Origin of the sequence: Levilactobacillus lindianensis, assembly GCF_003946095.1 — a bacterium.
Lineage (GTDB): Bacteria > Bacillota > Bacilli > Lactobacillales > Lactobacillaceae > Levilactobacillus > Levilactobacillus lindianensis.
This window is the reverse complement of the sequence record NZ_RHOD01000037.1, coordinates 1-13,385: the sequence shown is the minus strand read 5'-3', so window position 1 is coordinate 13,385 and position 13,385 is coordinate 1. Positions and strand designations below refer to the sequence as shown.

Sequence of the window (13,385 nt, the reverse complement as noted above, 5' to 3'; positions counted from 1 at the left end):
CGTGGCACTGAGTTTAGTGGGCTAGTATCACTTGAATCACAATATGGTATTAAGACCTATTACTGCCATGCTTATACTCCAGCTGAACGTGGTAGTAATGAACGCTTTAATCGGAATTTACGTTATTTTTATCCTAAAGGGACTCGTTTTGAGCACATTAGTGCTCAAGATTTAACGACGACGTTACTCCAAATTAACCAGCGACCGCTTAAAATACTCGACTGGCAAACACCGTATCAGGTTATGCTGACAAATTTGTCCAAAAATTCGGATTAAATTTGCAATCTACCTTACAAAGCTATAAATAAATGTGTTATTTGGAACTTTGGATACATTAAATTATTAAAAAGACAGGTTAAGAGCAATAATTTTCTTGAGTCATTGCCTTTAACCTGTCTTTTTTATATTTATCGTATTATCTATCAAAAAAGGGAAGCCGCTTTATTTCTTAGTAAACTCACTTTCACCTAGCGCATGTTGAGCAGCCAAATTCAATAAACTCCATTGCCGATCAAACCCAGGTTGGAAAAAGAAATCTGCTTCAGCTAGGTCCTCTAAGGTTAGCCGGTATTGAATGGCCAAAGCCAACACATTCCCCTGCGCTGTGATGTCATGCTTTGATAGCACTGCTCCACCGACTAGGCGATGATCAAAAGGTTGGAAGAAAAGCTTTGTATAAGCTTTTGTATTTCCCTTGTCTTTTGGTATAAAAGCCGGCCGCAGATTATCTTCATAATAGGAACTGTTAACGTTGATGCCCGCACGATGCGCAGTGAAACTATTTAATCCACTTTGAGCAAAGTTGTAACTGAAAACACTCAAAGCAGAGGAGCCAACGACACCAGAAAAGGGCGTAGTGGGTATTTTTTCAAACAAATGCTTAACGATATACCGCGCCTCACGACGGGCCACTGTTGCTAAGGCGATTGGCATTTTCTTATCGGCAGCCACCGAGTAGGCCAAGGTCGCATCGCCGAGCGCGTAAACATTCGACAAATTTGTTCGCAAATAGGGGTCATTTTTGATCCAGCCACGTTCATCAAGATCAACAGTTCCTCTTAGCCAGTTGGTATTGGCTTTAACCCCGGTAGCTTGAATAACCAAGTCGCTTGGAAAATTGTCCTGCTTACTCTTGACCCACTCCACTTGTCCGTTGCGACCACAGAATTCCGAAATTTCGATATTTGTGTGAACTTTAACTCCTCTTGTCGCCAGTTCATTACTTAAAATATCAGTTAATTCGGCATCTAGATAGGTACCCAAAGGACGGCTGATAACGTCTAATAAAGTAACCTGTTTGCCTGCCTTGGCGGCAGCTTCAGCGGCCTCGATACCAATGTATCCGGCTCCGACAATTGTTACATTTTTAATGTTATCATCAGCTAGCTTAGCCTTGATTTTCGTCGCCCAATCATAGCCCCGCATCAGGAACACATTCTCTAGATCCGCACCGGGAACGGCCAATGCATTGGGGGTCACCCCCGAACTGAGAATCAGCTTATCATAGCTAACTTCGGTGTCCTGATTACTTTTAAGATTTTTTACTGAGACAGTTTGTCGACTCTGATTAATTTTAGTTACCAAATGATTATCTAGAATGTGCACGTTTGCTTGTGGAAAGCTGGCTGGACGAAAATTACGGACGTCATGGACAGACGTAACGTCATTTTCCAGGTAAAGTTCCATTCCGCAAGACATAAAGGAAATAAAATCACCAGCTTCAAACAAGGTAATGTCAATATCGTCATATCTATTAAGTAGTTCAATAATTGCTTGGTGACCACCATGTGAAGCACCAACAATCACAACTTTTCTAGTCACATTAATACCTCCAATCAGTAAATAATCAGTTTAGAATACTCAGAAAACTACACCCCAAAACGATTAATCTAGAAGCCACCTTGTCCAACTTCGTTTTGTGCATCAGTTAGTCCATACTTAGCCAAATATGTTGCGAGGGGGTGTAAGTCTTCTGCAGCGTAGCGTTGTTTGAATGCTTGAACTTCATTTATTGGATAAACCGACGAATCCAACCGCAACTTTTCAGCGGGTAATGGTCGCTCCCCGGTAATGACAGCATCAATTAAAACCGGTTCTGTTTTGGCAAGATCTCTTGCCTGATTGAAGGTGTCAGTTAGTTGATCGATTCTATCAATTCGAAATGCTTTCATGTGCACGCCAGATGCGATTTTACTAAAATCAATGTCATTAAACTCTACCCCGATAAAGTCATTTTTATTTGTATCTTCCTGCTCATCTTTAATGAATCCATATTGATGGTTGGTAAAGACAACATTAATAATTGGCAAACGGTACTGAACCTGGGTTGCTAGGTCTTGCATCGTCATGGCTGCTCCTCCATCACCCGCTAGATTAAAAACCTGCCTTGAAGGATAATTCAGCTTCGCTGCAATTGCGCCAGGAATTCCTACGCCCATTGTTGCAAACAAGTTTGACGTAATATGTTGGTTTTTCGGAGTCAGCTTCAGATGACGATTAGCGTTTAGATTGATGTCACCAACGTCAATCGAAAAAACTGCATCGGGGTCAGCGACCTGGTTGACTGCCTTTAATACTTGGTATGCTTGCAAGGGCCCATCTGTTTTGTTCTCTAAACTAGCCAGATATTGCCGCCAATTTTTATTGTTGGCTAGGTTTGCTTGCCACCAAGGAGTTGCATCACGTTCATTAATCTGTTGTAAAATAGCTGCTAATGCTAATTTGGCATCAGCGAGGACAGCGACGTTTGTTTTGTGCCGTTTACCCAATTTTGCCGGATCAATATCGATTTGGAGGAATTTAGATGTATTCTTAAAAGCTTTAGAGACCTCAGCAAAAGGATAATTATTGCCGATAAATAAGACTGTATCAGCTTGTGCTAGCGCCTCATTGGCTGGTTTTTGCGCCACTCTGTTGGCTGATCCCAGGTAAGCCACGTAATCGTCGGGGACAATGCCCTTGGCCGGATAGGTGCTGATTAATGGAATCTTTAGTTGTTGACTTAATGCTTGTAGTTCTTTTCCAGCACCCCGCGTGCCAATTCCGTAATAGATTAGTGGTCGTTTGGCCGTTTGAAGTATGTCAACCACTTGTTTTATTTTTTCAGGGTTGGGCTGAGGCAGAAGGGGTTTTTGGTAACTATTGGCTGAGGAGTACCAATCTTCAGCCTTAATTAGTTGCCAAGGTAAATCAACAGGTATTTGAACGACTGCAACGCCTTGGTGCGCATACGCCCGGCGAATTGCCTCGTCAATTACATGGGGAAGTGTGTTGGCATTTACCGCAGTAACATTATAAATGGCGACGTCGGCATAAATGGGATTCTCGTTCATTTCCTGAAAAGTATCCATATTCATACCGGAGGTTCCAAATTGACCAATCAATGCTAATACTGGAACATGGTCTTCTCGGGCATCGTACAAACCATTTAATAAATGAGTTCCGCCAGGGCCTGCTGACCCAAAGCAAACGCCGATTTTTCCTGTAAGTTTGGCATCGGCTGCAGCTGCCATCGCGCCGACTTCCTCATGACGAACTTGGATGTACTGCAGCTGGCTTTTTTCGGCCTCAAGAGCATCCATAACCGAATTAATAGAGCCACCAGGAATCCCATATAAGTGATCAACTTGCCATGCTTCTAGCACTTTGAGAAGTGCAGTGCCGGCAGAAATTGTAGTTGCTTTGGTGTGTTTGGTAATCATAAAAATGCCTCCTACTAGAATGTGGTGCACAATTTAATTTTTAACAATGTAGTTAAAGTCTATTCTCTTTCGACACTAAAATCAAGCGCTTACATTTTTGAAATTTAAATCGTGGCTGGGACAAAAGTCCTAATCTAAAATAAAAGAACCAGGAATTCGAATTTGAATTCCTGGTTCTTTCATTTTATGTAGGCACGGTGTGCCCAAATCTGTTAATCTTAAATCACCACAAAATAAGAAAGTTGGTGCCCACCGTGTATAAACATTATAACAATAACCAAACCATATTAACATTTCCAATTGAATTTAAAATTAATCCCAATCATATTGTCGTTTCAATTAGTGATTTTGTAGATAGTATTCCCACTGAAATTCTGTATCCGGATGCTGACAAGTTTGGGCGACCAAAATATTCGCCAGCGATGATGATGAAACTCCTATTATTTGCTTATATGCGTCATACGTTTTCTGGCCGTGCTATCCAAGAAATGGCAGAGGAAAACCTACCAATGAAGTGGTTAATTGGTAATCCGGACGAAGTCCCAAGTTATCGGAGCATTAATCGCTTTCGAATTTCACAAGTAGCAAAAGGGATTATCAAAAAAATGTTTCTTCAATTTCATGAACAATTAAGTGGATATGGTTTAGTGGATGACGAATCGTTATTTATTGATGGCACAAAGATTGTCGCAGATGCCAATAAATACTCCTTTGTTTGGCGAAAAAGCGTCGAACGAAATGATGCCAAGTTAGAGGAAAAAGCTAGCGCCTTATTTGATGACATGATTCAAGAAAAGGTTAATCTAGCAACTGATGCCGAAGGCACTTTGGCGAAGTTAGATCATGCAGAACGTGAATTAGAACATGATATTGATGACCTCGATCAGAAAATTAGTGCAGAAAAAGTCATTAAAGGTGGCTCGCCATCAAAGCAACGACGAAGAAAACTAAAACATTTTAAGCATATTATTACTTCGGATTTAAAGCCTCGGAAGCAAAAATATGAAGATTATCTTGAAATTCTGGGAAACCGAAACAGTTTTTCTAAGACTGATCATGATGCAACCTTTATGCGAATGAAGGAAGATCCAATGCAAAATGGTCAATTAAAACCAGGATATAACTTACAGATTGGTACTCAAAATCAATTTGTCCTATTTTATGATTTGAATCAACGGCCAGCTGACCAAAGAACGCTAGTCCCATTTTTGAATCAAGTCCAACAAAGAAAGGCCACGTTCCGTTACGTAGTAGCGGATGCAGGTTATGGTAGTGAACCAAATTATGACTTTGTTTTAAAGGATTTTAAAGCGACGCCACTTATTCCCTATACAATGTATTTAAAAGAACAATCCAAGAAGTATAAAAATGATGCCAATAAGGTTATGAATTGGGCCTATGATTGCGATAATCCCTTTATGGTTGTCAGATGAAATACTATAATTCATCTGACTAATCATAGGGGGATTTTTGTATGCCTAGAGCTAGACACACGCTTCAGGAAAAGTTGGCGCTGTTAGCTAAATTCAAGCAATCAGGTTTATCAATTGGGACTTTTACCAGACAACATGGTATCCATCGAGAAACGCTCATGCGTTGGCAGTCGCGCCTTGAACGTGATGGGTTGGCAGGGCTCACGGAAGCGCACACAAATAATCATTATTCCAACGAATTGAAACTTAAAGCTGTTCAGGCTTTTTTGGCCGGTGAAGGGTCACTGCTGGATTTAGCCACAAAATTTGGTTTACGTTCATCAACACAACTCGACAACTGGGTTTCCAGGTATAATAGGGATAAAACCTTGACGGCCAGACCGTCTAGAAAGCGGGTCCCTACCATGAGTCGGCAAACAACTTTTGAAGAACGCATCAGGATCGTTGAATATGTGACTAAAGCTAAACACTCGTATACCGAAGCCGCGGATCACTTTCAAGTCTCCTACCAACAGGTCCGTACTTGGGTGATCAAGACTAAAAGTGGCGGCTATGAAGCGCTCGTAGATAACCGTGGGCATCGAAAAGCCAATCATGAATTAACCGAACTAGATAAGGCTAATCTCCAGATCCGAGAACTAAAAGCACAACTGGCAGATAAGGAACTCTACGAGGCCTTCATAAAAAAATTTCAGGAACTTCAGCGCAGGGGGTGAACAAACCACATCGGCTGGCTTACCACGCTATCAAGGTAGTCAGCCAAGGTAATCATGGTGCCGTAACGAAACTTTTAACCGTTATCGGCGTCAGCCGACAAGCTTATCATAAAGGGCTTAGACGACAGGAAACAACATGGGAAAAGCACAATAAACAACTCAAAACACGCACCCAATATTGGTTTGATTTTCACCACCAAGGTATCGGTGCTGGAAATCTTCTGACTAACTTACAAGCGGATAAACTAATTGATTTTCCGGTAACTTTGAAGCAAGTTCGCCGGGTCATGCGTGAACTTGATATTCGCTGTCAAGTACGGCCAAAGAAGCATAAACGGGCCAAACAAGCTGAACAATATTTACTCGACAATGTTTTAAAGCAAAACTTTCAAGTGACAGCGCCCAATAAAGTTTGGTTATCTGATTCAACTGAACTAACTTATGGGCTTAGTGGTGAGTACAAAGTCCGCTTAAGTGGTGTCTTGGATTTATATGGTCGCCGACTCTTGGCATACAATCTCAGCGCCACAGAAACGAGTGCCGCTGAGATCCAGGTTTTTCAGCGTGCCTTTACTGCAGTTGGTAAGGTCCCATCACTTATTCACACCGATCGTGGTTCGGCGTATACCTCAAGAGCGTTCAATCATTTCATCAATCAATTTGAGATCACCCGCAGTATGTCGCGTCCAGGAACACCATATGATAACGCCCCGATGGAGCGCTGGTGGAATGAATTTAAACTTCGCTGGATGGCGCGTCATCCGCGAGCAAAGACCTATCAAGAGTTAATAACGCTCGTTGAATCAGGAATCGAATATTTTAATCATGACAATCGCTCAGCACAAAGAAATGGCCTCACCCCGGATGAATACTGGAATGAAGCCATCTAAGTGACCAAAAACTTTATATTATTTCATTTGTCAACTTGACAGGGCCTAGTGCAGTTTTGAACATCTTCATAAGGTAAATAAAATTCAATTGTAGATTTATTTAATTTTACAATCTACCATATAACGTCTCCATCTTTTCAAAACGACTTAATTCTACGGGCTATAAATAACTTAATTTGCCAGTCTATAACGTTTCAGATTAAGCTACCACTATGTTATAATGACCATATCGAAAGGAGATCAATCTAATGAAATATACGAAAACCAAAGCAGTATTAAATCAACTCGTTGCCGATTTGAGCCAGATGTCAATGATTATCCATCAGACGCATTGGTACATGCGTGGACCCAACTTTTTGAAGTTGCACCCCTTGATGGATGAGTTCATGGAAGAAATTGACAGCCAACTCGATGTCATTTCTGAACGGCTGATTGCGCTTGATGGCAGTCCTTACTCGACCTTAAAAGAAATGGCCGAAAACACTAAGATTCAAGACTGGCCTGGTGAATGGGACAAAACAACCCCAGAACGCCTCGCACACTTAGTTGATGGCTATCGTTACTTGGAAGACCTTTACCAACACGGCATTGAAGTATCCGATGTTGAAAAAGACTTCAGTACCCAAGATATTTTCATTGGTCTCAAAACCGCAATTGAGAAGAAAATCTGGATGATTCAGGCAGAGCTTGGGTCGGCGCCGGAAATTGATGAATAAAATAATATTAAAAAATCGGTAGGCTTAAACATTGCTAACGCTTATATCAGTGCTGCTATTTAATTAAAATGCGACATCCCAACAACGGGGTGGCGCATTTTTGTTTGCAATGCGGTGACAAATAGGCCGGAAACAAAATAAGTGAGTGATAACTCATTTTAATGTTGACAAACCGAGATGTACTGATTATACTAAGGCCATTAAGTGAGTGAGTATACACTCGCTTTGAGAAAGAGGGTTATTAAAATGGCAACGGATTATGTCATCGCCAAGCAGGTCAGCAAGCACTTTGGTCATCAGCAAGTGCTCAATCAGATTGATTTGACACTGCCGGCTGGAATGATTTATGGCTTGATTGGGCCATCAGGAGCTGGGAAGACCACCTTGATCAAGAGTATTTTAGGGATGGAAGCTGTGGATAGTGGCACTGTTAAAGTCATGGATACGGTGATGCCCAATAGGGCGGTAATGGCACAAGTAGGGTATATGGCCCAAAGTGACGCTTTGTATGAGACACTAACGGCCCGTGAAAACCTGACCTTGTTTGGGCAATTGATGAGCGTTCCAAAAATAAAGTTAGCACAGATGATTGATTATGCAGCCGGATTAGTTGATTTAACGTCCCAATTAGACAAGCGGGTCAGTGGCTATTCGGGTGGGATGAAACGGCGCTTGTCGTTGGCAATTGCCCTGATTCAGGATCCCCAATTATTGATTTTAGATGAACCGACCGTTGGGATTGATCCAGAATTACGGCAACAAATTTGGACCGAACTAAATAAGATCAAGGATACCGGTAAGTCGATGCTCGTGACAACGCATGTCATGGACGAAGCAGAACGGTGTGATTATCTCATGTTGATTCGGCACGGGATTGCGCTTGCTGAGGGGACACCCGCGGCACTGAAACAACAGTATGCAGTAGATACGATCGAACAGGTCTTTTTGAAAGCGGGGCGGATGCAAGATGCGAACGATGGCAATCGTTAGACGAGTTTTTAAGCAAATGTTACGTGATAAGCGTACCTTGGCGCTGATGTTTTTGGCACCATTGCTGATTATGACGCTGATGTATTTCTTATTTCAAAACAACACGACGCAAGTAGCAAGCTTGGGTGTTCATCATGTAGACCAATCCGTGGTTAACGTGATCGATACCAAAAACGTGACGATTCATCATTATGATAGTTCACAGGCACGGAAAATGATTAAGCAGCATGATCTAGATGGCTATTTGACTCAGAAAAATGGTCAATTGACGATTACTTATTCAAATAGCAATCCAACCAACACGTCTTTAATTAAGGCGAGTTTACAATCAGGATTAGTCAAGTTGAAAATGAAGACGCTGGTGACCGTTACTAAGAAACAGCGCGCGGCCCTTGAATCGCAACAAGCCGCTTTGAAGAAGCTGACAGCAGCCCAGACACAAGCAACGGTGACCAAGCTGAAGACTGCCATTGCACAAGCCCAGGCCCGCGGTGACCAGGCAACTGCTGAGAAATTACAAAAGCAACTCAAGCAGGCCACAGCCACGACGTCTAGTTCGACTCAGTCAGCTAAAGCAACCAGTTATACGACTAAGTCTCATTATATTTATAGTAGTAGTGATTCAACGTTCTTTGAAAACTTTTTTCCAGCCTTTCTCGGTTTCTTTGTCTTCTTCTTTGTGTTCTTGATTTCTGGCGTTTCACTTTTGAATGAACGCACTACTGGAACCCTAAGCCGGCTACTTGCAACCCCAATTCGACGGAGTGAAATTATTATGGGCTATCTAATTGGTTATGGGGGCTTTGCCATCATTCAGACTGTCCTGACCGTTGTTTTTACAATTACGGTCTTCAAGATTCACTTAGTTGGTAGTATTTGGCTGGTCTTTCTGACTAACTTATTATTAGCGTTAGTGGCTTTGACCTTGGGTATCTTTATTTCCACCTTTGCTAACTCAGAATTTCAAATGATTCAGTTTATTCCACTGATTGTTGTACCACAAATCTTTTTTGCTGGGTTGGTTCCAGTCGATGGCATGGCCAGTTGGTTGCAAGCAATTGCCCACATCATGCCGTTATACTATGGTGCTAATGCGATGACGGCTGTTGTGACAAAGGGTGCTGGGCTTGGCGATATTGGTGTCAATTTGTTAATATTAGTAGGGTTTATGGTCGTACTAACAATGTTGAATATTGTTGGAATGAAACGTTATCGGAAGGTGTGAGGATATGGAACGACCACGGATACGGGATTATTTTCAACAGGATCTAGGTCAGAATGAAACGATTACACCTAAGCAACGGGCCATCCTCCAGGCAAGTCTCGATTTGTTTGCTGAAAAGGGTTTTGACCAGACCAGTACTAGTGATATTGCACAACGGGCCGGCGTTGCGGAGGGGACGGTCTATCGGCGGTATAAGACTAAGGCTGCCTTACGGGATGCCATCTTAGCACCAATTACCGCGCACATTGTGCCAATCTTAGCGAGTGATTTTTCAGAGGATAAATTACGGCAGCGTTATCCCAGTCTACAGGCATTCGTCACAGCAATTTTTACGGACCGAGTTGCATTTGCTAAAGCTAACGTGAAAGAGTTAAAGGTCATTTTTGAAGTGGCAGCTTTTGACACCGAACGACGCGAACAGATTCTTAGCCAGATTGCGCCTAAGATGGTCAAGCAGATGGGAAGTGTCATCAATCAACTAAAAGCAGATCATTTGATTGTGGATTGGCCGAATGATTTGATACTGCAAAGTTTGTTATCGCAGCTATTCGGTTACCTAGCGCGGTTAATACTGGAATTGCCGGGAACTGAAATTGAGCGCGAACAAGCGTATTTGATTACGGTGATGACCAAAATATTGACCCCGGGTGAACATGATCAAATTACTGGTCAGTGAGCTAACTGTTACTTGATATAAACTAAAGCCACTTCTGTACTTAGCGGTCATTTGAACGCTAAGTACAGAAGTGGCTTTGGTCGTTGCTACGCGTGTTCGTTTGTTAATCTGCTAGTATCGTCATTTTATTCAACAAACTAGTTTGCAACTGGCTGAGTGTGGTCGTCATGTAGACCGGGTAAAGATCTGGGTTGACGAGCCGCTGAGTTGTTCGTGGGAGCTCGGCAAGTTTAGCCTGGGTCGTTGCCTGAATGGTTGTAACCGGAATTGACGTGGTGTTGGACAAATCTACCGGCGCGAGTAAAGGCCGGGCTTCAAAATGGGTGAGTCGCTGTTGGCGGTCGACACTGAGTGGGTCACTGGTGACGACGGTTAGGCTGGTCGCATCGACGATCGTCTCGGTAGCTAGTGCAATCAAATCAGCAAAGGCCCGCTTAGGGCTCTGGTGCAAATAGTCTGAGAGTGTGCCTTTTACCTAGTTGTTGATAGGGTGTTGTAGGTTATGCTGGCACCATCGCTTTTAATTCGTCCACGGCTGAAAACCCGATGAGGCTTAGCTCTCGTCGGGTTTTCTTGCGTAATGCATGGATGACTTCAATGCCGCTGAGTGTTGCACTAGCGGTTCGGATGCTTTGGAAACTTGCTGACCGCACCCGGTGTCGTTTAATGAATCGATGATCTTGTTCGATTAAATTGTTTCGATACTTGGAACATTGGTGTGCTGATTTGCTCAAGTAGTCTTGTTTCATCAGGTGCTTCACTGCCTTAAGTGTTGCTCGATATTGATCGGTGACTAAGCGATCAGGACGACCATTGGTCGTCAAAAGCCGTTTCAAAAAGTGATAGGCTGCCGCATAATCACGATGCTTTCGCAGTTCGAAGTCGAGTGTCAGACCGTTGCTATCAATTGCACGATACAGATAAGTCCAATGACCTTTGACGTTAATGTAAGTCTCGTCTATCCTCCAACTTTTGGTATGGGAGGTTTGATGTTGGCGCCATAAAGCCTTAAAGATGGGACCATAATGATGAACCCAACGCATGACCGTGGTGTGCTGCACACTAACCCCGCGATCACGTAGCAATTCAACGATATCACGGTAGCTGAGACTGAACCTAAAATAGTAGCCAACGGCTACTATAATGATATCCTGTTGAAAGTGGCGTCCTTTAAAGTAATTCATGCGCACAATCCCTCGTTTCTTGTCACTCAGTATACTAGAATGAAGTTGCCAAGCAAACTTTGCACCAGAGCCGTATTAATCTGTACATATAATGTAAAAAGCTCTATTTATAGGTAAATAAGGTCTTCAAACCCAAAAGTAGCCTTGAAACAGCAGGCGTATTGCCAGTAAGTTTCAAGACTACTTATAGGTTATTTATTCAACTAATTAGTTTAAGCTTTGATGATTTTCCCAACTGCAATTGGTAAAGTAACGTGGGCATCGTAGTTCATGACAGTTCCTTGAACAGTAGCCGGTAGCTTCAAGGTATCCGGCACACCATGAATATAAATGACCCTTTTATCAAGCTGCAAATCGTCACTGCCAAAAGCGGCATTAAACGCTGTCTGCAATTCCTTCAGATCAACGAGTTTGTCATAAGCATAGTGACCTTCTGCATCAGCCACTGGGTAACTGTCATTTGGCACATGCATCTTGGCCGGTTCAGCGTCAAATGGCACCATCGTTGTACCGGAAACCGGTTCTGTTTCTGGCAGATCAACGAAACCGTCACCATTAGCATCTTGTGCCGCTGTGGCGATTTCTGCTGGCTTACCATCCGGGAATCCGTGGAAATGTTCCCAATGCTGCACATTAGCAGGTGTATCAAACATATCGATATGAATCTTTGGATGTAAGCTGATTCCTGAGACAGCTTCTAAGAACGTTTGAATCTTTGATGGGTAAGACAACTTGTTGCATAAGCTGTTAGTTCCTTTACTTTAAAATTAATTTAGTTGCAGAAAACCTAAAAATCGAATATTATAATGTAGTACGATGGTAAACTTAAAGGAGGCGGATTAGAATGAGTAATACTATTATTAAAAACAAGACAATTTCAACTCGTGTAACACCTGACATTAGTGAACGGGCTAAAGCTAATCTAGCAAAACAAGGGCTAACCGTTTCTGAGTATATACGCTTATCGTTAGTTAAAGCGGCCAATAATGAAGTTCGATTAGTCAGCTTTTTAGATTCTCCGGAAGCCTTAGCCGCTAAAAAAGAAGCAGAAACAGGGCAGGTCAAAAACATTGGTTCATTGACTGACTTTGAAGATTGGATCGATAAGTTAGATGCAAATTAAACAGACCAAATCTTTTGAACGTGAATTAAAAAAACTAGTCAAAAAACATTTCCCAATAACTGTCTTGAAGCCTTGTTTAGAAGCAATTGTTGAACAAGATGTCCTTGTTTTGAAACAGATTAAAGATCATGCATTAAAAGGAAATTGGCGTGGCTATCGTGAATTTCACCCTGCCAGATATGGAAACTATGGTAAAAATTATGACAACTGGATTGTTATTTATCAGCTAGATCATGATGAATTGATTTTGTTATTGGTTGCAACTGGCTCCCATGAAATCTTGAATCAATAGCTATAGTTTAGGGGCACTTATAAAAAAATAAATTAAAATAGCCCCCAATATCTATAATGTAGATATTGGGGGCTATTTTAACAACGTTTTTGAGGGGTTATTTGTGCCTTTTAATCGCCCCTATAAAACAGCCCCCGTTATCTAGTGGATAGATAATAGGGGCTGTTTTTTTGTTTAATGGTATTATAGGTACTATATTAGTATGAATATATTGGAGAAATAACATGTATAAAAACATCAAATAAATCGTCAGCGGATTGGGCGCTTTTATAATTGCCCAATGGCTCTATCATACTCTGTCACAATATCCAAACATCAATATTTGGCTGGCTAGACTGCTTCCTATTCTTATCATTTTTATTGTGGATTGAAGTCAATATTTGAGACAGGTTTTAAGAGACATTCAGAACCGCGTTTACCTTCCACAGCTCAAATAAAT

Annotated in this window: 15 protein-coding genes; 10 read left to right on the top strand and 5 right to left on the bottom strand. The window is 41.9% G+C overall.

The window, feature by feature from the left end; all coding sequences use genetic code 11:
* Window positions 1-276, top strand: a 276-nt coding sequence (locus tag EKM70_RS10500; RefSeq protein WP_125547625.1) for an IS30 family transposase, incomplete at its 5' end; no start/stop codon positions are given.
* Between the two features lie 165 nt (window positions 277-441).
* Here EKM70_RS10500 and EKM70_RS10495 read toward each other — a convergent pair.
* Together EKM70_RS10495 and spxB are read right to left on the bottom strand one after the other, a co-directional pair.
* A complete protein-coding gene (locus tag EKM70_RS10495; RefSeq protein WP_020090499.1) occupies window positions 442-1,821 on the bottom strand; it encodes an FAD-dependent oxidoreductase in 1,380 nt (459 codons plus the stop codon).
* A 68-nt stretch (window positions 1,822-1,889) separates the two neighbouring features.
* Window positions 1,890-3,701: a pyruvate oxidase gene (gene spxB / locus EKM70_RS10490; RefSeq protein ID WP_042254363.1), complete on the bottom strand. Its 1,812-nt coding sequence runs from the start codon at window positions 3,699-3,701 to the stop codon at window positions 1,890-1,892.
* Between the two features lie 254 nt (window positions 3,702-3,955).
* Between spxB and EKM70_RS10485 the strand changes: the two genes are divergently transcribed.
* The 7 genes from EKM70_RS10485 (at window position 3,956) to EKM70_RS10455 (ending at window position 10,347) form a co-directional block, all read left to right on the top strand.
* Window positions 3,956-5,134: a transposase gene (locus EKM70_RS10485; protein WP_125547623.1), complete on the top strand. Its 1,179-nt coding sequence runs from the start codon at window positions 3,956-3,958 to the stop codon at window positions 5,132-5,134.
* Between the two features lie 41 nt (window positions 5,135-5,175).
* Window positions 5,176-5,850: a helix-turn-helix domain-containing protein gene (locus EKM70_RS10480; RefSeq protein WP_125547621.1), complete on the top strand. Its 675-nt coding sequence runs from the start codon at window positions 5,176-5,178 to the stop codon at window positions 5,848-5,850.
* Window positions 5,847-6,740, top strand: a complete 894-nt coding sequence (locus EKM70_RS10475; protein WP_112234114.1) for an IS3 family transposase — start codon at window positions 5,847-5,849, stop codon at window positions 6,738-6,740. Before EKM70_RS10480 ends, EKM70_RS10475 begins: the two co-directional genes overlap by 4 nt.
* 248 nt (window positions 6,741-6,988) lie before the next feature.
* Window positions 6,989-7,456, top strand: a complete 468-nt coding sequence (locus tag EKM70_RS10470; protein WP_003587210.1) for a Dps family protein — start codon at window positions 6,989-6,991, stop codon at window positions 7,454-7,456.
* A gap of 246 nt (window positions 7,457-7,702) precedes the next feature.
* Window positions 7,703-8,446, top strand: coding sequence for an ABC transporter ATP-binding protein (locus EKM70_RS10465; protein WP_003587212.1), 744 nt, complete (start codon window positions 7,703-7,705; stop codon window positions 8,444-8,446).
* On the top strand, window positions 8,424-9,671 hold the full coding sequence (locus EKM70_RS10460) for an ABC transporter permease (RefSeq protein WP_010620835.1): 1,248 nt from the start codon (window positions 8,424-8,426) through the stop codon (window positions 9,669-9,671). The genes EKM70_RS10465 and EKM70_RS10460 overlap by 23 nt, the downstream gene beginning before the upstream one ends.
* A 4-nt stretch (window positions 9,672-9,675) precedes the next feature.
* Entirely contained in the window at window positions 9,676-10,347 is a 672-nt protein-coding gene (locus tag EKM70_RS10455; RefSeq protein ID WP_125547619.1) for a TetR/AcrR family transcriptional regulator, read from the top strand.
* 103 nt (window positions 10,348-10,450) lie between these two features.
* Here EKM70_RS10455 and EKM70_RS10450 read toward each other — a convergent pair whose 3' ends face one another.
* The 3 genes from EKM70_RS10450 to EKM70_RS10440 all read right to left on the bottom strand — a co-directional run bounded on the left by EKM70_RS10450 (window position 10,451) and on the right by EKM70_RS10440 (window position 12,184).
* Window positions 10,451-10,798 (bottom strand): hypothetical protein, encoded by a 348-nt coding sequence (locus EKM70_RS10450; RefSeq protein WP_057707481.1) that lies wholly within the window; start codon window positions 10,796-10,798, stop codon window positions 10,451-10,453.
* 49 nt (window positions 10,799-10,847) lie between these two features.
* Window positions 10,848-11,531, bottom strand: coding sequence for an IS6 family transposase (locus EKM70_RS10445; RefSeq protein WP_002825828.1), 684 nt, complete (start codon window positions 11,529-11,531; stop codon window positions 10,848-10,850).
* A 212-nt stretch (window positions 11,532-11,743) separates the two neighbouring features.
* Window positions 11,744-12,184, bottom strand: coding sequence for a hypothetical protein (locus tag EKM70_RS10440; RefSeq protein WP_125547627.1), 441 nt, complete (start codon window positions 12,182-12,184; stop codon window positions 11,744-11,746).
* A gap of 191 nt (window positions 12,185-12,375) precedes the next feature.
* Here EKM70_RS10440 and EKM70_RS10435 point away from each other — a divergent pair, with 191 nt between their 5' ends.
* Both EKM70_RS10435 and EKM70_RS10430 read left to right on the top strand, forming a co-directional pair.
* On the top strand, window positions 12,376-12,654 hold the full coding sequence (locus EKM70_RS10435) for a plasmid mobilization protein (protein WP_003625288.1): 279 nt from the start codon (window positions 12,376-12,378) through the stop codon (window positions 12,652-12,654).
* The gene (locus EKM70_RS10430; protein ID WP_005917927.1) at window positions 12,644-12,946 is read left to right on the top strand and encodes a type II toxin-antitoxin system YafQ family toxin; all 303 of its coding nucleotides are present in this window, start codon (window positions 12,644-12,646) and stop codon (window positions 12,944-12,946) included. Before EKM70_RS10435 ends, EKM70_RS10430 begins: the two co-directional genes overlap by 11 nt.
* Window positions 12,947-13,385: the final 439 nt, after the last annotated feature.

Coding starts and splice junctions, on each gene's coding strand:
- spxB (WP_042254363.1), bottom strand. CDS start 3,701: ATGATTACCAAACACACCAAAGCAACTACAATTTCTGCCGGCACTGCA.
- EKM70_RS10480 (WP_125547621.1), top strand. CDS start 5,176: ATGCCTAGAGCTAGACACACGCTTCAGGAAAAGTTGGCGCTGTTAGCT.
- EKM70_RS10470 (WP_003587210.1), top strand. CDS start 6,989: ATGAAATATACGAAAACCAAAGCAGTATTAAATCAACTCGTTGCCGAT.
- EKM70_RS10465 (WP_003587212.1), top strand. CDS start 7,703: ATGGCAACGGATTATGTCATCGCCAAGCAGGTCAGCAAGCACTTTGGT.
- EKM70_RS10460 (WP_010620835.1), top strand. CDS start 8,424: ATGCGAACGATGGCAATCGTTAGACGAGTTTTTAAGCAAATGTTACGT.
- EKM70_RS10455 (WP_125547619.1), top strand. CDS start 9,676: ATGGAACGACCACGGATACGGGATTATTTTCAACAGGATCTAGGTCAG.
- EKM70_RS10445 (WP_002825828.1), bottom strand. CDS start 11,531: ATGAATTACTTTAAAGGACGCCACTTTCAACAGGATATCATTATAGTA.
- EKM70_RS10440 (WP_125547627.1), bottom strand. CDS start 12,184: ATGTTTGATACACCTGCTAATGTGCAGCATTGGGAACATTTCCACGGA.
- EKM70_RS10435 (WP_003625288.1), top strand. CDS start 12,376: ATGAGTAATACTATTATTAAAAACAAGACAATTTCAACTCGTGTAACA.
- EKM70_RS10430 (WP_005917927.1), top strand. CDS start 12,644: ATGCAAATTAAACAGACCAAATCTTTTGAACGTGAATTAAAAAAACTA.